Source organism: Bradyrhizobium icense, from assembly GCF_001693385.1.
Classification (GTDB): Bacteria; Pseudomonadota; Alphaproteobacteria; order Rhizobiales; family Xanthobacteraceae; genus Bradyrhizobium; species Bradyrhizobium icense.
Genome location: NZ_CP016428.1, coordinates 7,056,051 through 7,077,742, shown reverse-complemented (window position 1 = coordinate 7,077,742; position 21,692 = coordinate 7,056,051). Strand labels below are relative to the sequence as shown.

Here is a 21,692-nt window from a genome sequence, read left to right as displayed (position 1 = left end):
AGGATGCGTGATCGCTGATCGGCGGTGCGCGGCAGCGCATCGCAGCTATCGGCTATTGCTGCTGGTCGCAACCTGGCGTGCGACGTAAAAGGCAGCATTGCGTCAGCGAATCCTTTTGGGAATGCGCCGTTGAACAAGCCCGTCATCGTAACGGAGGAAACCGCGACCGCGCCGGTGGTCGTGTCGGACGCGGCGCCGGTCCTCGCTGCGAAAGCGGCGGTGGCAGGACCGGCCTACGTCGTGCTGGCCGGTATCAGCTTCTCGCATTTCCTCAACGACACCATGCAGTCGTTGATTGCCTCGGTCTATCCGATCCTGAAGGATGCCTACGCGCTCGACTATGCGCAGATCGGCATGATCACGCTGGCGTTCCAGTTCACTGCGTCGCTGCTGCAGCCCGTGGTCGGGCATTTCACCGACAAGAAGGCGCAGCCGTTCTCGCTCGCGATCGGCATGGGCTTTACGTTTTTCGGCTTGCTGCTGCTCAGCGTCGCGCATCTTTATCCGATCATCCTGATAGCGGCGGCGCTGGTCGGGCTTGGCTCTGCGGTGTTTCATCCGGAGTCGGCGCGGATCGCGCGCCTGGCTTCCGGCGGGCGCTACGGCATGGCGCAATCGGTGTTTCAACTCGGCGGCAGTTTCGGCACGTCGATGGGACCGGTGCTGGCAGCGCTGATCGTGGTGCCGTTCGGCCAGCCCTCGATTGCCTGGTTTTCGTCGATCGCCTTTCTGGCGATCGTGATCCTGTGGCGGATCGGCGCCTGGTACAAGCCGCAGATCACGACGAAGAAATCGGCTGCGGTCGAGCGTCATCCCGATCTGCCGGATTCGCGGCGCGTAAAGATCGCGCTCGCGGTGCTGGTCGCGCTGTTGTTCTCGAAGCAGCTCTACGTGTCGAGCCTGTCGAGCTACTACATCTTCTATCTGATCGAAAAGTTTCAGGTCTCGACGCAGGCGGCCCAGCTCTATCTTTTCCTGTTTCTTGCTTCCAACGCTGCGGGCGCGTTCTTCGGTGGGCCGCTCGGCGATCGCTTCGGGCGCAAATACGTCATCTGGTTCTCGATCCTCGGCGCGCTGCCGTTCACGCTGGCGCTGCCTTATGCCGGCCTCTACGCGAGCGCGGTGCTGACGGTGTTCATCGGGCTGATCATTTCGTCGGCGACGTCGTCGATCATCGTGTTCGCGCAGGAGCTGATGCCGCATCGCTTCGGGATGATCTCCGGCGTGTTCTTCGGCGTCGCCTTCGGCATCGGCGGGCTTGGCGCGGCGGTGCTCGGCAAGCTTGCCGATAACACCGGCATCGCCTTCGTCTATCATCTCTGCGCATTCCTGCCCGCGCTCGGATTGCTCGCGGTGTTCCTGCCGAAGATGCCGAAGCACGCGCACTGATGAGTTCGCGCGAGGGCGAGCGCATACTCGCCGCATCAATAAATTCTTAACGGCGCAGCTGCGGGCTTCTCAATACTTCGTTAGGACGTGTGGCGCGTTGCGCCTCATCTGTCGTGTTGCAAAATGCATCGGGACTCGCGTTGAAAAATAGCGCCGCGAAAAAAGTCAGAGATTGTCAACCTTAAAAATTAGGGTTAAGCGCCGCTTAAGCATTTAATGGCATCGTCCTTCCGTGAGTTTTTGAAGTGGGGCCTTTTGCAGTCAGCCTCACCGGACAAAGGACGAAGCCCATGCGTAGCGTTAAGTCTTTCATTGCCGCCGGTGCGGCCACTTTGTTGTCCCAGGCGACGTTTGCTGCCGACATGGCGATTGCGCCGCCCCCTTATGCTCCTCCGGTGGTCGAGGATTTCGGCGGCTGGTATCTGCGCGGCGATATCGGCTTCAGCAATCAGCGCGTCGATCGTCTGAACAATGCGCTCGATGCCACCACTACTTCGTCGGTGCAGACGAACAGCTTCGGCACCGCTGGCATTTTCGGCCTCGGCGTCGGTTACAAGGTCAACAATTGGTTCCGTGCTGACGTGACCGGTGAGTATCGCGGCAATTCGCAGTTCTTCGGCAAAGATGTCATCACCTTTCCGGGTGGCTTCGGCACCGATACCTATCACGCCACCAAGTCGGAATGGGTGGTGCTTGGTAACGCCTATGTCGATCTCGGCACGTGGTGGTGCATCACCCCTTTCATCGGCGCCGGTGTCGGCGGAGCACGGGTTTCGATCGCGAACTTCACCGACCAGGGCATCACAAATATTGGCGGCGTCACATCGCCCAGTCTCGCTTTCGGCGACAACGTCGCGAAGTGGAATTTCGCCTGGGCCGCGCATGCCGGTATCGCCTACAAGGTCACCCCGAACTTCACCGTCGAACTCGCGTATCGCTACCTCGACATGGGCGACGGCCTGACCGGCGATCTCCGCACGTTTGACGGCACCAACGCCATCAACAATCCGACGACCTTCAAGAACATCACCTCGCATGACCTGAAGCTCGGCGTGCGCTGGGATCTGACCAGCCCGCAGGTCTACGCGCCGCCGCCGCTGATCCGCAAAGGTTAATCGCGACCTTCCTTCGTTAACGATTGTCGAACGGCGCGGGCCTCTCCCGCGCCGTTCGCTTTTGGCGCATCGCGATGCAGGAGCTGCGACCACGCGAAAATGTTTGTCGGCTTTCCGGCAAGATTGCGCCCAATCGGTGCACGCGACAACGATTGGTTAAGGTTAACAGGCGATGATCAACGCAAGTTCAGGGTGTCTGATGGAGCGTTGCAATGCGTCGATTGTTGCTTGTGGCTGTGCTGTGCGGAGCGGCGAGCGTCGCCCGGGCGGCCGATATGCCGGACCTGCCGTTTCTCCGCGGCAGCTTCACCGATGGGCCGAGCACCAGCACAGTGAACTGGCAAGGCGGCTACATCGGCGGACATGCCGCCTATGGCACCTCCAACATGAATTTTGCGAATTCGACGAGGACCATCGCAGCGCGCCTCTTGGACGGCACGGAGATGGAGCAGATCCAGCGAATATCTGAGTGGCCGATCATGGGAAAAGTTTCGGCTCACGGAGAGGGGTTCGGCGGATTCGTCGGTTACAACTTCCAGTGGACCGACGTCGTCATAGGCGTTGAATTGAATTACACGCACGGCAAGTTCGGCGGCTCGCAGACTGGCAGCATGTCGCGGATCTTCACGCTTCCTTCCGGGTACACGGTCGGCGCCACCTATGAAGGGACTGCGCGGATGAATATTTCCGACATGGGAACGCTTCGGGTCCGCGGCGGCTACGCCTACGGTTCGTTTCTCCCTTATATGTTTGCCGGCATAGCGCTAGGGCAGGCCGATATCATTCGCACCGCCCGTGTTTACGGAACTCAGGTCAATCCGGCCGCTCCGCCGCCTTTCGACAACGTGCCGTTCGATATCAGCGCAAGCGATGGCCAGTACAGCCATTTGATCTACGGCTATTCGTTCGGTCTCGGCACCGAGATAATGCTGATATCGAATCTGTTCATGCGCGCGGAATGGGAATACGTACGCTTTACCTCTTCGGTGGACACCAGCGTCAACACGGTCCGCGCCGGCCTCGGCTACAAATTCTGATCCCGCCACGGCGCCGTTGACAGAATTGCCGCCGCCTGTTGCAGTGTCGCCCTAACGAGGGGCGGCACATGAAAATCTACGGCGATACCAATTCCGGCAATTGCCTGAAGGTGAAATGGGTCTGCGACCATCTCGCGCTGCCCTACACCTGGGTCGCGGTCGACACCCTCCAGGGCGGGACGCGGACGGCGGACTTCCTCAAGCTCAACAGCGCCGGCCAGGTGCCAGCAATCGAACTCGACGACGGCCGCACGCTGGCGCAATCCAACGCCATCATCCGTTATCTCGCCCGCGGTTCTCGTCTCATTCCGCAGGATGCATTCGCGGCAGCCAAGATGGACGAGTGGCTGTTCTGGGAGCAATACAGCCACGAGCCCTACATCGCCGTCTGCCGCTTCCAGATGTTCTACCTGAAGAAGCCGGCCTCTGATCTCGACCCTGAAAAGGTCACGCGCGGCTATGCGGCGCTGGCGCGGATGGAGCACCAGCTTGCGCTGACGCCGTTCCTGGTCGGCGACGCCGTCACGCTCGCCGACATATCGCTATTGGCCTATACCCGCGTGGCGCATGAAGGCGGCTTTCATCTCGACGGCTACGCCGCGGTGCGCCGCTGGATCGGCGAGACCGAAAAATTCCTCGGCCTCCCGCCGGCGCGCTGACTTCACCGGAAATCGTCATGTCTGCCATCTCGAACGTCACCATCCGTCGCGCGCGTCGCGAGGACGTCGGTGCCATCGTCGCCATGCTGGCGGATGATCCGCTCGGCGGGCCGCGCGAGCGGATCGGAGATCCGTTGCCGCAATGCTATTTCACAGCCTTTGAGACGGTCGACCGCGACCCGAACATCCTTCTCGTCGTCGCCGCAGACGGCGAGGGCGCCGTGGTCGGTTGTTTGCAACTCTGCATTCTGCCGGGGTTGAGCTCGCAGGGTGCCTCACGCGGCCTGGTCGAGGACGTTCGCGTCGCCAGCCACTGCCGCAGCCGCGGCATCGGCGAGCAAATGGTGCAGTGGGCCGTTGCAGAGGCACGCGCGCGGGGCTGCAAGCTGGTCGAACTGCTGACGCATCAGACCCGCGTCGACGCGCAACGATTTTACGAGCGGCTCGGCTTCGCGCGCAGCCATGTCGGCATGACGCTGCGATTTTGATAGCCATAGCGTTTTCGAGCGAAGCATGCCCCCGGACTTGATCCGGGGGTGGAATCCGGTTCGCGTAAAGAAAACGCGTCAGAATAAAGGTCAGCCAACCGCGGTTGAAGCGCGCTTGCGACGAATGTCTGAGGTAGTCTTCACTACGCGATCCGGTTAACAGCCGATAAACTACGCAGGCGTCCGTGATTTTACGGACCGGAAAGTCTCCGCTATGCCGGCGTCTCCCATGGGGCTTTGGGCAGCTTGGGGATTTCCAATGAAAAAATATTCGATAGTCCGGATCGGAGACGAATATGTCGTGCAGGCCGGGAAGACCAGCATTTTGAAGGTCTCGAGCCGGCGAGAGGCTGCCAAGCTGGTCACCGATGCCGCCGAACTTCTGCAGCAGGAGCCGGCTCCTTGCGCGGACGAGGACCCATCAATCGAGCGTGAAGCACCCGAAGCTTCTTGACGATCGTGCCCGATTCCCCTAATGACCGCGGCGGGACACCTCCCCCCAACGGGAGGCTTACTATCTGGAAGGATAGATCATGACCGTAGCGAAGCCCGCTTCGCGGCCGAACGTGCCGCATTTTTCCTCCGGCCCCTGTGCCAAGCGCCCCGGCTGGAATCCCGAAAATCTCAAGGACGCAGCCCTCGGCCGTTCGCACCGCGCGAAGATCGGCAAGAACAAGCTCAAGCTCGCGATCGAACTGACCCGCGAGGTGCTTGAAGTTCCCGCCGACTACAAGATCGGCATCGTGCCGGCGTCCGATACCGGCGCGGTCGAAATGGCGCTGTGGTCGCTGCTCGGCGCTCGCCCCGTCACCACGATCGCCTGGGAATCCTTCGGCGAGGGATGGGTCAGCGACATCGTCAAGGAATTGAAGCTCAAGGACGTCACCAAGCTGCACGCCGGCTATGGCGATCTTCCTGATTTGAGCAAGGCCGATCCGGCCTCCGACATCGTCTTCACCTGGAACGGCACGACTTCAGGCGTGCGCGTGCCGGACGCCGACTGGATCAGTTCGACCCGCGAAGGCCTCACGATCTGCGACGCGACGTCGGCTGCGTTTGCGCAAGCACTCGACTTTGCAAAACTCGATGTGGTGACGTTCTCCTGGCAGAAGGCGCTGGGCGGCGAGGCCGCGCATGGCATGCTGATCCTCTCGCCGCGCGCGGTGGAGCGGCTCGAGACCTACAAGCCGGCCTGGCCGCTGCCGAAGATTTTCCGCCTCACCAAGGGCGGCAAGCTCAACCAGGGCATCTTCGAGGGCGAGACCATCAACACGCCGTCGATGCTGTGCGTCGAGGATTATCTCGATGCCTTGAACTGGGCGAAATCGATCGGCGGCCTGAAGGCTCTGATCGCGCGCGCCGACGCCAACACCAAGGTGCTGTCGGACTGGAAGGCGAAGACGCCGTGGATCAACTTCCTGGCCACCGATCCCGCGATCCGCTCCAACACTTCGGTGTGCCTGAAGTTCGTCGATCCCGCGATCACCTCGCTGACCGCGGACGCGCAGGCCGAATTCTCCAAGAAGCTGGTTGCGTTGGTGGAGAAGGAAGCCGCCGGTTACGACTTCGCCTATTACCGCGATGCGCCCGCGGGCCTGCGGATCTGGTGCGGCGCAACGGTAGAAGCCTCCGACGTCGCGCTGCTGACGCAGTGGATCGACTGGGCGTTCGCCGAAGCCAAGGCTGCGCTGCCGAAGGCGGCTTGAAGCCTGACCCTCCCCTGGAGGGGGAGGGTCGACGCACTGTAGGTGCGTCGGGGTGGGTGATCTCTCCGCATCCGACGCACAGCGAATTTCAAATCGACAGTTTCACCCCACCCCGGCGCTGCGCGCCGACCCTCCCCCTCCAGGGGAGGGTGAAGGAAACGTTCAGATGACCAAACCCAAAGTTCTCATTTCCGATGCGCTGTCTCCCGCTGCCGTGCAGATCTTCAGGGATCGAGGCGTCGAGGTCGACTTCGAGCCCAATCTCGGCAAGGACAAGGAAAAGCTCGCCGAGATCATCGGCAATTACGATGGCCTGGCGATCCGCTCCGCGACGAAAGCGACGGCGAAGATCATCGACAAGGCCAAGAAGCTCAAGGTGATCGGCCGCGCCGGCATCGGCGTCGACAACGTCGAAATTCCCGCGGCGACCGCCAAGGGCATCATCGTGATGAACACGCCGTTCGGCAATTCGATCACGACTGCCGAGCACGCGATCACCTTGATGCTGGCGCTGGCGCGTGAAATTCCGCAGGCCGACGCCTCGACGCAGGCCGGCAAGTGGGAGAAGAACCGCTTCATGGGCGTCGAGATCACCGGCAAGACGCTTGGCGTGATCGGCTGCGGCAATATCGGCTCGATCGCCGCCGACCGCGCGCTCGGCCTGAAGATGAAGGTGGTTGCGTTCGATCCGTTCCTGTCGCCGGAGCGCGCCAAGGATATCGGCGTCGAGAAGGTCGAGCTCGACGAATTGTTGAAGCGCGCCGATTTCATCACGTTGCATACGCCGCTGACCGAGAAGACCAGGAACATCATCGACGCGGCGGCGCTCGCGAAAATGAAGAAGGGCGTTCGCATCGTCAATTGCGCCCGCGGCGGCCTGGTCGACGAGCAGGCGTTGCTGGACGCACTGAATTCCAAGCATGTTGCTGGCGCCGCCTTCGATGTGTTCGTCGAGGAGCCCGCCACCAGGAACGTGCTGTTCGGCCATCCCAACGTGATCTGCACGCCGCATCTGGGCGCCTCCACAACCGAAGCGCAGGAGAACGTCGCGCTCCAGGTCGCAGAGCAGATGTCCGACTATCTCCTCACCGGCGCGATCTCGAATGCGGTCAACTTCCCCTCGATCACGGCGGAGGAAGCGCCGAAGCTGAAGCCGTTCATCGAGCTCGCCGAAAAGCTCGGCTCGTTCGCCGGCCAGCTCACCGAGAGCGGCATCCTCAAGACCCAGATCACCTATGAGGGCCATGTCGCCGAGATGAAGATCAAGGCGATCACCTCGGCGGTGCTGTCCGGCCTGCTGCGGCCGATGCTGGGTGAGGTCAACGTGGTCTCGGCGCCGGTCGTTGCGAAGGAGCGCGGCATGGTGGTGGACGAGATCGTGCGCGCGGCGCAGAGCGATTATGAAAGCCTGATCACCGTGACCGTCACCACCGAACGGCAGGAGCGCTCGGTGTCCGGCACCGTCTATCATGATGGCAAGCCGCGGCTGGTCGACATCAAGGGCATCCGGGTCGACGCCGAGTTCGGCAAGTCGATGATCTATGTCACCAACGAGGACAAGCCCGGCTTCATCGGCAGCTTCGCCAGCCTGCTCGGCGACGCCAAGATCAACATCGCCACCTTCCATCTCGGCCGTGTCAAGCAGGGCGGCGACGCCATCGCACTCGTCGAGATCGACGGTCCCGTGCCGGCTGACGTGCTTGCCAAGGTGCAGGCGCTGCCCCAGGTGAAGCAGGCCAAGGCGCTGGCGTTCTAGCCACCCCGCTTCAAAACGCTGAGCGAACCTCGACGGATGGGATCGAGGTTCGCTCGGGAGCGTCAGAAGTCAACGGTCCTGGCCGGACTTTTCGAGCATGATCTTTTCGGAAAACCGGTGTCCACTTTCCCGGATCATGCTTTAGTTGACGTGCGGTTTGGATGGGTAAAACCGATCCTTCGCTCCGGTTGCGTTAGCCTGCGGCTTCGGCGCAAACTTGGCTTCGCCGAGCCGTGGGCGGAACAGCGGGGCACCGGGCAGCGGCTTTGCTTCGCCACCCAGGATGCGGCCCGGCCGCGGCGGCAGCGCGTGCGTCCTGTTGTCGGGATTGGCGTTGTTGGGCGTGCTTGCAAAACCGCCGCCGCCTGCGCCCGTGCAGTCGAGCGAGACCTGCTTCCATCCGGTCGACTGACCGATCGGGTTGGTCTTGTCTTCGGCCATCGCCTGCACGCTCGTCGTCTTCGACACCGAGATCTTCTTGGTGAAGACCGCCTCGTACTTGCCCGGCGAAACGAACGACGACCAGGCTTCGACGAACTGACTCTGCATCGGCTCGTTACCGACCTTGGTCCAGAGCTTGAACTTGACCCCACCGGGCTTGCTAGTGCCGACGCGGACGCGGGCGTGGGTCATCTGGCATTTCGCCCCGGCGTTGGGACTCGTCACATGGCCGGCAGAGGTCATGAAGCGCAGGTGGATGTCCTTGACGCTGAAGTTCGGCTCCTTGGCGACGACGTCATCGGCCTTGCCATGCTTGCCTTCGCATTCCACCGGCACCACCACGTTGCCGGTATGCTTGTGCGGCGCTCCCAGTCCGCCCGAAGGAAGCGGACCGACATCATTGCCCGGGTTCAGGAACGAGGCGATAAGCTCGACGCCGACCGAGCCGAACGTGTTGTGGCTTTCGCGAATGCCCTTTCCTTCGCCGAGCTTCTTGTTGCAGGCCGCAATGATGGCCTGCTTTTCCGCAGCCGTCATGAAGTCGGTCGAGCCTTCATAGGTGGTCGAGAAGCTCACCTCATCGTCGTGCTTTTTATCGGGGGAGACGTTGACGAAGTACATGCCTTCGGGGTGGCCGAGCTGGCGCACCTTGTAGTTCACGATGGGATACAACGGCGTTGTGATGTGGACCTTGACGGGCAGGCTGATGGTGCTGCCCTCGATCTTGGTCCACGACGTTCCATTCTCGGAAACGACCTTCAGGATGGTAGAGCTGAAGCCGTTGCCGGCGATCGTGCCGTTCGCGCGGGCATGAGCGCCGCTACTGGCGGCCATTAACAGGAGGATCGAGGCCGCTGCACTCTGCAGGAGCCGAGAGGTGAGATGGTTGGCAGATGTAAACATGGCATTTCTCCATAAGGGTTTGAAAAAACATTGCTTTCCGTGTGCAGCGGGTTTGTTGATCGCCGCATGATCCTTGGTCGCCATTGTTCCAAAATTAGTTTCCGTATATAATTTCAGTAATATGATGAAGGATATTCAGTTAGCTCGAGTCGACCTGAATTTGCTTCCGGTCTTCGAAGCCGTGCTTTCCGAGGGCAACGTCGCGCGGGCGGCGGCGCGGCTGCATGTGACGCCGTCGGCGGTGAGCCACGGGCTCAACCGTCTCAGGCACCAGTTCAACGACCCGCTATTCCTCAAGGCGCCGAAGGGCGTGGTGCCGACTGAGCGCGCACTCGAGCTTGCCGACTCCATCGCCGACGTCCTCGCGCGGGCGCGGCGTGTGATCGGAATGGGGGAGCCGTTCGATCCCGCCCGCTCGAAACGTCGCTTCACGATCGGCGCGCCGGACGCGATCGCCGCGGTGATGATGCCGCAATTGCTCAAGCTCGTTCAGCGGGACGCGCCGTTGATCGATATGGCTTTGCGATATGTGTTGCGCGACATGGCGTTCGCCGAGCTGGATGCGCGTGCGATCGATGTCGCCGTCGTACCCATCGATGAAGTTCCTGCCCGTTTCGTGTCCAAGGTCGTGTTCGAAGACAGATTCCAGATTGTTGCACGACAAGGGCATCCATTCGCGGACGAACCGACGCTGAAGCGCTATTGCGAGATGCAACATGTCATCGTGTCGCCTGCCGGCGATACGCGTGCCTATGTCGATGACGTACTCGCAAGCAAAGGCTTGTCCCGCCGTGTCGCGATGACCGTTCCGAGTTTCATGCTCATGCTGGCGGTTGTTGCCGAGACCGATCTGATCGCCGCGTTGCCGAAGGGCCTTATTGATGCCCATGGCGCCCGCTTCGGTCTGGTCGGCATGGATCCACCGTTGCCGATGCGGAGCTTTCAACTCCGCGCCATCGCCCCGAAGGTTGCGATGCTGGATGCCGGCGTCGAGTGGCTGTTCGGCTTGTTCGATAACTCCGGGGTCTAGCGGTTGGATCGGGATTCGCTGAGGCGTCGTCTGCCGTAGTCTTGCCGCAAATCCTAATCGAACCTGTTTCTCACTCGCTACGTCTCATCATCGGGGTGGTGGGCTTTTCGCGCGCTGCCATCAAGCGCGGTTCAGGAGAAATTCCATGCGATTGAATGCGAACAGCTATTTGACGGCGAGCCTCGTCGTTCTGACGGCGGTGGCCGCCGTGCCGGCGCGGGCTGCCGACATCGCCGCCAGCTCAGCGGTAGATGCCGTCACCGTCTATCCCGATGGCGCCAGCGTCACGCGCCTCGTCACGCTCGATCTGCCGGCCGGCGAGAATTCGGCTGTTCTCAAGGATTTTCCGCTGACGCTGGATCCGTCGTCGCTGCGGGTCGAAGGCGAAGCCGGCGCAAAGCTCACGATCGGCGCGATCGACGCAAAACCGCCGCGCGCAGCGCCGCCGGTCAATTTGCCCGAACTCGACAAGCGCATCGAAGCGTTAAAGGACGCGCGGGTCGATCTGCAGGGCGCGATCGATGCGGCGACCGCGCGGCGCAAATTCGCCGAGCGATTTGCCGATACGTCTCCGGCCGGGATCGGCGACAAGGGCGAGGCGCGGCCGATCGCCGAATGGCGCGCGGCCTTTGCTGCGGTTGGCGAGGAAATCGCCAGCGCCGACACTGCTATCCGCGAGGCCGAGCGCAAGCAGCGCGAACTCGACCGCGAAATCGCGCGCCTCGAACAAGACAAGGCGCAGAAGCCGCCGAGCAAGCTGGAGGTGCGGATCGAGCTCGCGGCGGCGGCCGCGACCAGGGCGACGCTGCGTGTGACTTATGCGGTGCGCAGCGCGCGCTGGACGCCACTTTACGACGCTCGTCTCGACACCGGCGCCAAAGACCGCAAGCCCGCGCTCGAACTGGTGCGCCGCGCCGAAATCTCGCAGGCAACCGGCGAGGATTGGTCGAACGTCGCGCTCAGCGTCTCGACCGTGCGCACCGCGCGCGGCGGCAGCGCGCCCGAACTCAATTCGCTGATCGTGCAGTACCCGCCACCGCCGCGGCCTCAAGCGTCCGTCAGCGGCGCGATGGACAATCGGCTCCGCTCGGCGCCGGCGCCCAAGGTGGCGGAGGCGCTGGGCGGGAAGGCCGAGGAGCAGCAGGCCACGGCGGATGTCAGCGGCTTCCAGGTGGTGTTCAAAATTCCCGGCCGCGTCAGCCTCGGCGCCAGCGAAGGCGCCAAGAGCCTGCGTGTCTCCGGCGCGACCATCGCGCCCGATCTCGCGGTGCGCGCCGCGCCGGTGAAGGACCCGACCGCGTTCCTCGAAGCGAGCTTCAAGCAGAACGAGGACGCTCCGCTATTGCCTGGGCGAGTCTCGATCTACCGCGACGGTGTGTTCGTCGGCCGCGGTCAGATGGCCGCTGCGGCCAAGGACGAGACCGTGCGGCTCGGCTTCGGCGCCGACGACAAGATCAAGATCGAACGCGCGGTTCTCAAGCGCAACGAGGGATCGGCCGGCCTGATCGTGACGACCTCGAAGACCGACGAGCGCGCGTTCAAGACGACGGTGCGCAACGGCCATGATTTCCCGATCCGCATCGCGATCGAGGATCAGTTGCCGGTCAGCGAGAACGAGGAAATCCAGGTCGAAACGCTGTCGTCCACGACGCCGCCGACCACGAGCAACATCCGCGACAAACGCGGCGTGCTGGAATGGGCGTTCGAGGCCAAGGCTGGCGAGGTGAGGGATATCAACTTTGCGTGGCGGATACGCTGGCCCAAGGACAAGGGCGTGGTGATGGTGCCGGCGGGGTAAGGCTGCAGCTCTCCTCTCGCCGTTCTTCACGGGGAGAGGGCAGGGGTGAGAGGATCGTTCAGTAAACTCGAACAGCAGTGATTGTGGAGATGGCCCCTCACCCCGACCCTCTCCCCGCGAAGGGCGGGGAGAGGGAGGGACTTGGCACCCGTGCTCATTTGCCCTTGACCGCCTTCAACTCCGCTTCCCATCCAAACACCGAACGTCCGCCGAGCTGCGGCGACGCCGCGCGTTCACCGGCGATGAACGCGTCGAGCGACGGCCCGGCCGCAGAACGTTCGAGCCGGCGCGACTGGTCGTCCAGGCGCTTCAACGCCTGCATTTCCTCGTCGCGGCCGAGTTTCGCGTTCTGCACCGCCGACTTCAGGACGCGAATGGTTTCGTCATAGACCTTGATCGGGACGGGATAGGGATGGCGGTCCTTGCCGCCATGTGCCAGCGAGAAGCGCGCGGGATCGGTGAAGCGATAGGGTGCGCCATGGACGACCTCCGCGACCATCGCCAGTGAGCGCACGGTGCGCAGGCCGACGCCCGGCGTTAGCAGCAATTCCGGAAAATCAACCGGCCCGCGCTCGGCGGCGGCGGCAAGCGTGCCGTGCAGCCGCCGGCTGAACACGTCGCTTGACCTGACATCGTGATGTGCCGGCATCACCAGATGCGGCAGCAAGGCTTGGGCCGGCTCCTTGCGTTCGATAACCGCCAGTTCATTGACGATGCGATCCGGCCCCATCTCGCTCAGCAACTCGAGCTGCGCCGAGCGCGATGACGCCGCCCGCCGGTCGGTGAGATTGACGATCTCGCCCTGTGCCGGACCGTCGATCGCGCTATGTGGTTGGTCGACGAAGCTTTCGAGCTGCTCGGAATGCCAATGGTAACGCCGCGCCTGCCGCTTGTCGCCGTTCATGCCCTGCTGCACGACCGTCCATTTGCCATCGTCGGTAACGAAGAAGCCGTGAAGATAGAGGTCGAAGCCGTCTTGCACGGCGGCGCTGTCGACCTTGGCGACGAGACGACTGGCGCGAACCAACCGGGGCGCGTCGAAGCCGGTGCGTTCGCCGAGCAAGCGAAGCTCGTCGGGCGTCTTTCGAGAGTGCTGGCCACGGCCGCCGCAGACATGAATCCCAAGCTCACGCTCCAGCGGCTTGAGCCCGCGCTTTAGCGCGCCGATGACGCTGGTCGTGATGCCGGATGAATGCCAGTCCATGCCCATTACAGCGCCGAACGACTGAAACCAGAACGGGTGCGACAGCCGACTTAAGAATTCGTCGCGGCCGTAATGGTGCACGATCGCCTGAGTGATGATCGCGCCGAGCGAGGACATGCGTACCCCGAGCCAAGCGGGTACGCGCCCGCCATGCAGAGGTAGATCGGCGCTGCCGGTACGTCTTGCCATCGCTTCCTGCGGTATCTGAATCGGCGGCCAGCTTATCAGACCGGGCAGCCGAGCCGTCAGGTCTTTCGGTCAGCCATCGTGCGGAACGTGATCGAATAGCGCTTCGCCTCGACGGCAGGAATGCTGTGTTCCCAGACCTCGCGGGCCTCGCCGGACATCATATAAAGCGAGCGCGGCTCGGCCTCGAGCGTGTAGCGCTGCCATTTTTCGCCCGCCGCCCGGCGAAACCGGAATTTGCAGGACGATCCGAGCGACAGGCCAAAGATCCTGCCGAAATGCGGCTTGTCGCGGTGCCAGCCAATGCCGACGCCGGTATCGTATTCGGTGCAGAGAACCTGCGCGATCTTGGTCGAGGGCTCGCCATAGGCCTCGATCTGCCCGATCAGCGGACCGAGCCAGCCAGGGATCGGCTCGGCCGGCTGCAGCCGCCGCAGCGTATAATCATATCGGAACCCGAACGATGCTACCCGGCGCTTGCCCTCGTAGGCGCCAAATTGGAACGGCTGCAATGGAAGCGCCGAGACGTGGTCAATCAGCTCGCGCTCAAGCGCGGGCTGGATGAATTCGGCAACGTATTGCAGGCCCGCCGGCGAGCCGGTTACCCGGGAAAAAAATGCGAGCTGCTCGGTCAAACCGACGTCCCCTGTGATGTCTGGAAGCATCAAATATGGGGACTGCGCGATTGGGATAAAGAGACGCTAGCAAATACGCGAGCAATCCCTCCCCCGCGGGCGGGAAGGGATTGCCAGAGTTCGTCCGCAATCAAGAACTTCGGCGCTCACTTCGCCTTCAAGAACTCGCCCACTTCCAGCAACACGAACTCGTTGTCGTCCGCCTTGTTGGGATCGCGGCTCGACGAGAATGGCAGATTGTTGTCGTTGCCGACGATGATGTGTGCCTCGTCGACGCGATCGACATTCTCTATGGTGAAGAACGGAAAGGTCAGCACGCCGTCATTGAGCGCCTTGCGCGCCTTCTTGTCGGGATCCCTGATCTTCATCAGGTCGATATAGGCGATCTTGCGCACCGGCTTGCCGACATTGGCGTCGGAGAGCTCGACCTTGTAGACGCGCTTGAATTTGGCGAGGTCCGCAAAACAGTTCTCGCCGCGCTGGCCGGCCGGGCAGGCCTTGTCGGCGGTGCCTTCGCCATTGTCACGCTCGATGATCAGGCCGTTTGAAGCGTCGATCATGTTGAAATCGCCGATGGCGTGGCCGTTCTGCTCGAACACGTAGTGCCAGTAGCGGCCGGTGAATTTTTCGGCTGCTACGTCGAATTCGAGGATCCGCGCGGCTTCCTTGCCGTCGACTTTTTCAAAGCCCTTCTTCTCGGCATCCCACAGCGGGCCCTCGAGCAGGCCGTAGAGGAACTTGCCGTCCTTCGAGCCGGCAAAACCTTCATAGCCCTTGGAACGGCGGAGGTTGACGGTGGTGTAGCTCGCGCCTGGCGCTGCCGGCGACTGCACCGACCAGTGATCGGGCGAGCGCACCGGCTTGCCGTCGGCGGTGGTTTCGAACACCGCGAGGACCTTGCCGGTCTTGTCGGCCTTCAGCACATAGGGCCCGAACTCGTCGCCGATCCAGAAGGTGTCGCCGATGATCTGAAAGCCCTCAGTATCGAAGTCGGCGCCGCTAAGATAGCGCTTGGCGGTGTCCTCATGCAGGATGCGGAACGGCACCTTCTTGTCGGGATCGTGCAGGAAGACGGTTTCCTGTCGTTCGATCTTGCCGGTCGACCAGTCGATCTTGTGCCGGTTGAGATAGAGCATCGAGTCGGCCGAGTTGTAGCGCGAGCCCATGCCGTTGTCGGTGAGCACCCAGAACGAGCCGTCCGGCATCACCTTGATGCCGGAATGACCCTGCAACGGCTGGCCCTTGAACGGTAGCGACACGCCGGTCGGGCGTTCGTAGGACTTGCCCATCACGGTGCCGACAGCATCCATGCGGCGGCCGGTGGTGTATTTGCCTGATGTCTTGAGATCGGCAGGCGCGTCAGTGGGCGCGTCGATAAAGGTCTGCGCCGGCAGCACGGCGTGGCCCTTCAGCGTGGCGGGAAACTCGCCTTCACCCTGGGCGAAGGCGGCGCCGGCCAGAAAGACTGACGCGATAGAGCAGAGCAACGACACGCGCATGGCGGATCTCCATATGATGACGATGCGCCTGTCTTGCGTAGCGGCTGTTACAGTTGACTGACAGTTCCGTGAAGAACCTGTAACGCCGTTGGATAAGCGGCTGCGGCGTTATGCCGGCGCGCCGGCGGGCCGCATGGTTTGCGGCAGCAGGAACGGCACGCCCTGCTCGGTGTAGTCGATTCTGACGTCGACCTCAAAGATCCGGCGGATGGTTTCCGTAGTGATCGCGTCTGTGCGGCCGCCGTCGACGGCAAGCCGGCCGCGATGCAAGAGCACGATGCGGTCGGCGAAGCGCATGGCGAGATTGAGGTCGTGCAGCACGGCGATGACAGCGGTGCCGTTCTGCGCGCGCCGCTTCGCCGTTTCCACCAGGTCGATCTGGTGGCGCATGTCGAGGCTCGAGGTCGGCTCGTCCAGCAGCAGAAGGCCGGGTCCATGCTGCGCCTCGCCGCGGGCGAGCTGCACCAGCACGCGGGCGAAATGCGCGCGCTGCTGTTCGCCGCCGGAAAGCGTCGGCAATTGCCGCTGGCTGAAATGCGCCAGATCGACCTCAGTGAGCGCCGCATCGACCAGCCGCTGCGCGGCGGCGCGGCCGGCATCGCCCGCACCCATATGGACGATCTCCTCGACCGTGAACGGGAAGGTGACGTTGACATGCTGCGACAGCATCGCGCGGTGATGCGCGAGGAGCCGCGGCGCATAGAGGTGGATGTCGCGCTGCTTCAGCCTGATCTGGCCGCGCGTCGGGCGGAGATCGCCTGATAGCATCCGCAGCAGCGTCGATTTGCCGGCGCCGTTGGGGCCGACGATCGCGACCATCTCACCGGGCGCGACACAAAGATCAATGCCATCGACCAGCGTGGCGCCGCCAATGACCATCGAAACCGACTGCGCTTCAAGAATGGCGGTCATAGCGAAACCAGCCCGCGCTGGCGGAGCAGCATCCCTAAAAAGAACGGTGCGCCGATTGCCGCCGTCAGGATGCCGATCGGCATTTCCGCGGGCGCGACGATGGTGCGGGCCAGCGTATCCGCCCCCACCAGCAGCACCGCGCCCAGCAACATGGAAGCGGGCAGCAGCAACCGGTGCGCCGGCCCGATCACCAGCCGCAACAGATGCGGCACCACGATGCCGATGAATCCGACGATGCCACAGACCGAGACCGCCACGCCCGTCATCGCCGACACCAGCACGATCGAAATCCGCTTCAGCCGTTCGACGTCGACGCCGCTATGGAACGCCTCGGCCTCGCCGAGCACCAGCACATCGAGTCCACGCGCGATCGAGAGGCAGGCGATCGCGGCGCACCCCAGCACCGGCGCAAGCGTGGCGAGCTTGGGCCAGGTCGCGCCGCTCAGCGAGCCCAATAGCCAGAACGTGATGTCGCGCAACTGGCGATCGTCCGCGATGAACACGAGGAGTCCGATACCGGCATTGGCGATGGCGGCGATTGCAATGCCTGCCAGCAGAAAAATCGCGATCGAGGTCCGTCCCGAGCGGCTTGCAATCGAATAAAGGATGACGGTGGTCGCGAGCGAACCGGCGAAGGCGGCGATCGGCAGTAACTGATGCTGCATGAAGCGGAAGTTCTGACCGATCTGGCTATCGGTGAAGACGATCGCGGCGGCTGCTGCCAGCGCGCCGCCGGAGGAAACGCCGACCAGCGCGGGGTCGGCGAGGGGGTTGCGAAACAGCCCCTGCATGATGGCGCCCGATGCCGCGAGCAACGCGCCGATCATCGCGGCCGCGCCGATCCGTGGAATCCGGATCGACCACAGCACGAGCTGGTCGCGCGCGAGGCTTGGACCAGCCGCGGCGTCACCCCACAGGCCGAGCGCGGCCGGCAGCCGCGCCAGCGGTATTCCGGCAGCGCCTACCGTCAGCGCGATCAGCGCTGCGCCGGCCAGCGCGGCGAACAGGCAGATGAGGGTCAGTGAGGCCGGAGGGCGCAACGCGTATCCGCTGCGCCGCTTGGCGCCACCCTCGGTCAGAACGGTCATTTCCGGCAATCGGCGGTGAGTGCCACAGGCTTGAATTTCTCGGCCTGCGGCGCCAGCGCCGGATAGAGCTTGATCGAGAGATCGCGGGCGGCGGCCGCCGTGCGCGGTCCGAAGCCGAGCAGGTAGAGGCCTTCCATCGAGATGAAGGTCTTGTTGGCCGCGACCGGGGTCAGCGCGAAGGCCGGATGAAGATACACTGTCTCGGCGACCACCGAATCCTTGCCGCGCTGGATCGAGAGCACCACGTCGGGCTTCGCCGCCACGATCGCCTCGTCGTTGATGATCTTGTAGCCGTCGTAGCCGTCGATGGCGTTGACGCCGCCGGCGAGTGCGATGATCTCGTTCGCCGCGGTGTTCTTTCCGGCGGCCATCGCCCGGCCGTTCAACAGCGACATCACGAACATCACGCGCACCGGCTTCGTCACCCTGGCGCGCAGCTCGCGCAGTTGCGCCAAATCGTCCGACACCGCTGCGGTCAGGCATTCGGCCCTCTTGTCCGCGTCCATGGCGTGGCCGACCAGCTTGATCTTGTCGAGCAGGCCTGCTTCCGAAAAGGTTTCGGGCACCAGCACCAGCGGCACCTTGGCGGCTTCCAGCACGTCCATGGTTTCCTTCGGCCCGGACCCTTGCGCCGCCAGCACCAGGGAGGGGTTGAGCCCGAGCACGCCCTCGGCCGAAAGCTGGCGCATGTAGCCGACGTTCGGTTTGTCGCGCAGCGCCGCAGGCGGATAGAGGCTGGTCGAGTCGACGCCGACGAGGCGATCCTCGAAACCGAGCGCATAGAGAATTTCCGTGATCGCGCCGCCGATCGAGACGATCCGCGCGGGATCTGCGATCGTGACGTCGCGGTTGCGGGCATCATGCACGGTAATGCCCGCAGCGAGCGCGACGCCGCCGAGCAGGAAGCAGCCCGCGGCGGCCGACATTGCGAGCGTGCGACGAATTGTCATTTCCGGTGCACCAGGTCCGTCACTTGGTCAGGATCAGCTTGTTCTGCGACGTCAGCCGCAGGCGATAGTGCTCCTCGCCATGCGCGATGATGATCTCGCGCTCGGTGGCGAACAGTTCGCGGCTGTCGATCCGGTTGCCGCTGATGGCAAGCGATCTGGCTGCGGAAGCGGGATTGCCGGCTTGCGTCCGGGCGGCTCCGAGCTTGTCTCCTGTTGCTGCGGACATATCGTTTGTGGCGCCCCGAAAGTCTGTCGATGCCATGCTTGTACCGTTGCGGTGGGCCGCAATCCAACCGCGGCAATTTACAATTGATATAAAGTGCCTAAGGCGGTTCTTGACCGCCCGGGAACCGCCACGTAACCAAGCATGATGCGATGCTGGCACAATGCCTGCATCCTGAATGTGGCAGCCAGCAAGCAGCTCGCAGGTTACGCGCAGCGCCCGCCAGCCAGACCCATAAAGAACAGATATCGGGGCTGGGGTTGTATGGCTGACGGGGCTAGGATTTCGCGCGCCCTCTTGTTGGGCGCGTCGGTGTTTTCAATTGCATTGCTGGTCGGGGAAGCCGGCAACGCGCAGACGGCGGGTACGCAGGCTGCGAGCGGCTCTTCCGAGCGGCAGAAGCAGTCGCGGCGCAAGCCGGCGAAGCCGCCGCAGGATCAGCAGGCAACAGCGCCGGCGATGAATGCGCGGGCGCAGATTGGAGCCGCGCCGGTGCAGTCGCTTGATACGATTACGGCAGTCGCGACCAAGACCGAGGAGCGCGCGATCGACGCGCTGGCGCCGGTCAGCTCCGTGACGCTCGACCAGATTCAGGGCCTGCAGCCGAACCGGCTTTCCGACATTTTCTACAACGTGCCCGGCGTCTCGTTTCAGGAGCGCGGCGACGATCCTTCGACCGTCATCAACATCCGCGGTCTGCAGGATTTCGGCCGCGTCGCCGTCGTCGTCGATGGCGCGCGGCAGAACTACCAACGTACCGGCCACAATGCCAACGGCTCGTTCTTCCTCGATCCCGAGCTGGTTGGTGGCGTCGACGTCGTGCGCGGCCCAACCGCCAACATCTACGGCTCCGGCGCGATCGGCGGCGTGGTCTCGTTTCGCACCAAGGACATCGATGACGTGGTGCGCCCGGGCGAACGCTGGGGCGTCGACATGACCGGCTCCGGCGGCACCAACAACGCGCGCGGCCTTGGCTCGATCTTCGGCGGCGTCCGTGCCGATCCCAACGTCGACGTGTTCGGCGGCGCAGTCTATCGCACGCAGGGCAATTACAAGGACGGCAACGGCACCGAGATCGGCAATAGCGGCAACGAGATCGCGGCCGGCCTGATGAAGCTCACGGTACGACCGGCCGAGGGGCACGAGGTCAAACTCGGCGGCATTTTCCAGGATTACCAATACAGCATCGGCCAGTTCAATCGCGGGCCGGTACTGACGGCGGCACAACGCGCGCTCTTCCAGGGTTCGTCAGTCTACGCGTCCGACGTCAAGAACTACACGGGAACGCTCACCTGGAAGTACGCCAGGCCGGACGACAATCTCTGGGATTGGAATATGTCGCTGTACGGCAACCGCACCGACAACGACCAGACGAAGACACATCATAACAGCGCAAGCGGCGCGGCTTTTTGCGGCCCCGGCAACGTTGGCAACAACATCTCGGGCTGCGTCGGCGACAGGCGCGGCTATGTGCTCGATACGCTCGGGATCGACGTCAACAACACGACGAGGTTCAATGTCGGCGATTGGCGCAACGCGGTTACACTCGGCCTCGATGCGTTTCAGGATGACGTGAAAACCTTCGATAGTCGTGGCAATTCCAACATCACCACGCCGAGCGGCCTGCGGACCGTGTCCGGCGGGTTCGCGCAGTTGAAGCAGAACTATTCGACCTGGTTTGAGGCCGTCAGCGCAATCCGCTACGATCGCTACGATCTGCATTCGCCGACAGTGGCGACCGGCGGCGGCGGCGACCGCTTCTCGCCGAAGTTCACGGTCGGCGTGACGCCGGTGCCTGGCTTCACGCCGTATGCCAGCTATGCCGAAGGCTACCGCGCGCCCGCGATTACCGAGACTTTGATCGCCGGCGCACATGCCACCGGCGGTGGTCCCGCTCTCTTCCCGTGCCCGGGCGGCACTGCCGGCCTGTTCTGCTTCCTGTCCAATCCGAACCTGAGGCCGGAGGTCGGCAAGAACAAGGAAGTCGGCGTTAATCTCAAGTACAACGACGTGTTCGCGGCCGGCGACAGCTTCCGCGGCAAGTTCAATGTCTTCCGCAATGACGTGGATGGTTATATCGACCTCGTTGCGTCGGCCCCGCGACCAGCCATCCTGGTCCCGGTCCCCGGCCTGTTTAGCCAGTTCTATCAGTATCAGAACATCGCGCACGCCCGGATCGAAGGCTTCGAGTGGGAAACTGCGTATGACACCGGCCTGTGGTATGTCGGTTTCTCAGGTCACCTGATGCAGGGCAAGAACGTCGCTACCAATGTTGGGCTCTCGACTATCACCCCGCGCAAGATCACGACGACCGGCGGCGTGCGTCTGCTTGACCGCAGGCTGATCCTGGCGGCGCAATGGTCCTCATTCGGTCCCAACAACGACGTGCCCGCCGGCTACCTGCCCGCGACCGGCTATGAGCTGGTCAATCTGTACCTGACCTGGCACGCGACCAAGGACATTATGTTCACGGCATCGATCGACAATCTCTTGAACCAGTACTATCGGCCCTATGCGATCCCCGGCAATTCGACTGACGGCACCAACCAAAACGATGTGCTTTGGTCCAGCCCCGGACCGGGCAGGGTCTACAAGGCCGGATTGAAGATTCACTTTGGCGGAGTGTAGTTCGACGAGCTGACAAACCACTAAAGTTGCACCGGGCCGCGCTGA

The 21,692-nt window shown here is 63.0% G+C and carries 19 protein-coding genes; 11 read left to right on the top strand and 8 right to left on the bottom strand.

Going from position 1 to position 21,692, the window contains the following annotated elements; genetic code table 11:
• The first annotated feature begins 129 nt into the window (after positions 1–129).
• The 8 genes from LMTR13_RS32770 to serA all read left to right on the top strand — a co-directional run bounded on the left by LMTR13_RS32770 (position 130) and on the right by serA (position 8,150).
• The gene (locus LMTR13_RS32770; protein WP_065731364.1) at positions 130–1,389 is read left to right on the top strand and encodes an MFS transporter; all 1,260 of its coding nucleotides are present in this window, start codon (positions 130–132) and stop codon (positions 1,387–1,389) included.
• Positions 1,390–1,679: 290 nt separating this feature from the next.
• Positions 1,680–2,504, top strand: coding sequence for an outer membrane protein (locus LMTR13_RS32765; protein WP_065731363.1), 825 nt, complete (start codon positions 1,680–1,682; stop codon positions 2,502–2,504).
• A gap of 212 nt (positions 2,505–2,716) precedes the next feature.
• The gene (locus LMTR13_RS32760; RefSeq protein WP_065731362.1) at positions 2,717–3,541 is read left to right on the top strand and encodes an outer membrane protein; all 825 of its coding nucleotides are present in this window, start codon (positions 2,717–2,719) and stop codon (positions 3,539–3,541) included.
• Positions 3,542–3,609: 68 nt separating this feature from the next.
• Positions 3,610–4,200: a glutathione S-transferase family protein gene (locus tag LMTR13_RS32755; protein ID WP_065731361.1), complete on the top strand. Its 591-nt coding sequence runs from the start codon at positions 3,610–3,612 to the stop codon at positions 4,198–4,200.
• Positions 4,201–4,217: 17 nt separating this feature from the next.
• Entirely contained in the window at positions 4,218–4,688 is a 471-nt protein-coding gene (locus tag LMTR13_RS32750) for a GNAT family N-acetyltransferase (RefSeq protein ID WP_065731360.1), read from the top strand.
• Positions 4,689–4,947: 259 nt separating this feature from the next.
• Entirely contained in the window at positions 4,948–5,142 is a 195-nt protein-coding gene (locus LMTR13_RS32745) for a hypothetical protein (RefSeq protein ID WP_065731359.1), read from the top strand.
• 79 nt (positions 5,143–5,221) lie between these two features.
• Entirely contained in the window at positions 5,222–6,394 is a 1,173-nt protein-coding gene (locus tag LMTR13_RS32740) for a phosphoserine transaminase (RefSeq protein ID WP_065731358.1), read from the top strand.
• A gap of 166 nt (positions 6,395–6,560) precedes the next feature.
• On the top strand, positions 6,561–8,150 hold the full coding sequence (serA, locus tag LMTR13_RS32735) for a phosphoglycerate dehydrogenase (RefSeq protein WP_065731357.1): 1,590 nt from the start codon (positions 6,561–6,563) through the stop codon (positions 8,148–8,150).
• Positions 8,151–8,291: 141 nt separating this feature from the next.
• On the opposite strand, the gene LMTR13_RS32730 is transcribed toward serA, so the two are convergent.
• Positions 8,292–9,494, bottom strand: a complete 1,203-nt coding sequence (locus LMTR13_RS32730; protein WP_156795880.1) for a hypothetical protein — start codon at positions 9,492–9,494, stop codon at positions 8,292–8,294.
• A gap of 121 nt (positions 9,495–9,615) precedes the next feature.
• Here LMTR13_RS32730 and LMTR13_RS32725 point away from each other — a divergent pair, with 121 nt between their 5' ends.
• Complete coding sequence (locus LMTR13_RS32725; protein WP_065731355.1) at positions 9,616–10,524, top strand: LysR family transcriptional regulator; 909 nt, start codon at positions 9,616–9,618, stop codon at positions 10,522–10,524.
• Positions 10,525–10,669: 145 nt separating this feature from the next.
• On the top strand, positions 10,670–12,322 hold the full coding sequence (locus tag LMTR13_RS32720) for a mucoidy inhibitor MuiA family protein (RefSeq protein ID WP_065731354.1): 1,653 nt from the start codon (positions 10,670–10,672) through the stop codon (positions 12,320–12,322).
• 154 nt (positions 12,323–12,476) lie between these two features.
• On the opposite strand, the gene LMTR13_RS32715 is transcribed toward LMTR13_RS32720, so the two are convergent.
• From LMTR13_RS32715 to hemP, 7 genes are all read right to left on the bottom strand, one after another.
• The gene (locus LMTR13_RS32715) at positions 12,477–13,715 is read right to left on the bottom strand and encodes a DUF763 domain-containing protein (RefSeq protein WP_065731353.1); all 1,239 of its coding nucleotides are present in this window, start codon (positions 13,713–13,715) and stop codon (positions 12,477–12,479) included.
• A gap of 56 nt (positions 13,716–13,771) precedes the next feature.
• A complete protein-coding gene (locus LMTR13_RS32710; RefSeq protein WP_065733154.1) occupies positions 13,772–14,347 on the bottom strand; it encodes an alpha-ketoglutarate-dependent dioxygenase AlkB in 576 nt (191 codons plus the stop codon).
• A 146-nt stretch (positions 14,348–14,493) separates the two neighbouring features.
• Positions 14,494–15,846, bottom strand: a complete 1,353-nt coding sequence (locus LMTR13_RS32705) for an esterase-like activity of phytase family protein (protein WP_065731352.1) — start codon at positions 15,844–15,846, stop codon at positions 14,494–14,496.
• A 108-nt stretch (positions 15,847–15,954) separates the two neighbouring features.
• Complete coding sequence (locus LMTR13_RS32700; protein ID WP_065731351.1) at positions 15,955–16,758, bottom strand: heme ABC transporter ATP-binding protein; 804 nt, start codon at positions 16,756–16,758, stop codon at positions 15,955–15,957.
• Positions 16,755–17,846, bottom strand: coding sequence for a FecCD family ABC transporter permease (locus LMTR13_RS32695; RefSeq protein ID WP_065731350.1), 1,092 nt, complete (start codon positions 17,844–17,846; stop codon positions 16,755–16,757). Before LMTR13_RS32695 ends, LMTR13_RS32700 begins: the two co-directional genes overlap by 4 nt.
• Positions 17,843–18,796 carry a heme/hemin ABC transporter substrate-binding protein gene (locus LMTR13_RS32690; RefSeq protein WP_065731349.1) on the bottom strand — a complete coding sequence of 318 codons (954 nt, stop codon included), beginning with the start codon at positions 18,794–18,796 and terminating at the stop codon, positions 17,843–17,845. The genes LMTR13_RS32695 and LMTR13_RS32690 overlap by 4 nt, the downstream gene beginning before the upstream one ends.
• Positions 18,797–18,815: 19 nt before the next feature.
• On the bottom strand, positions 18,816–19,022 hold the full coding sequence (hemP, locus tag LMTR13_RS32685; protein WP_065733153.1) for a hemin uptake protein HemP: 207 nt from the start codon (positions 19,020–19,022) through the stop codon (positions 18,816–18,818).
• Positions 19,023–19,283: 261 nt separating this feature from the next.
• On the opposite strand from hemP, the gene LMTR13_RS32680 reads away from it, so the two are divergent.
• On the top strand, positions 19,284–21,647 hold the full coding sequence (locus tag LMTR13_RS32680) for a TonB-dependent hemoglobin/transferrin/lactoferrin family receptor (protein WP_156795879.1): 2,364 nt from the start codon (positions 19,284–19,286) through the stop codon (positions 21,645–21,647).
• The last annotated feature ends 45 nt before the right edge of the window (positions 21,648–21,692 follow it).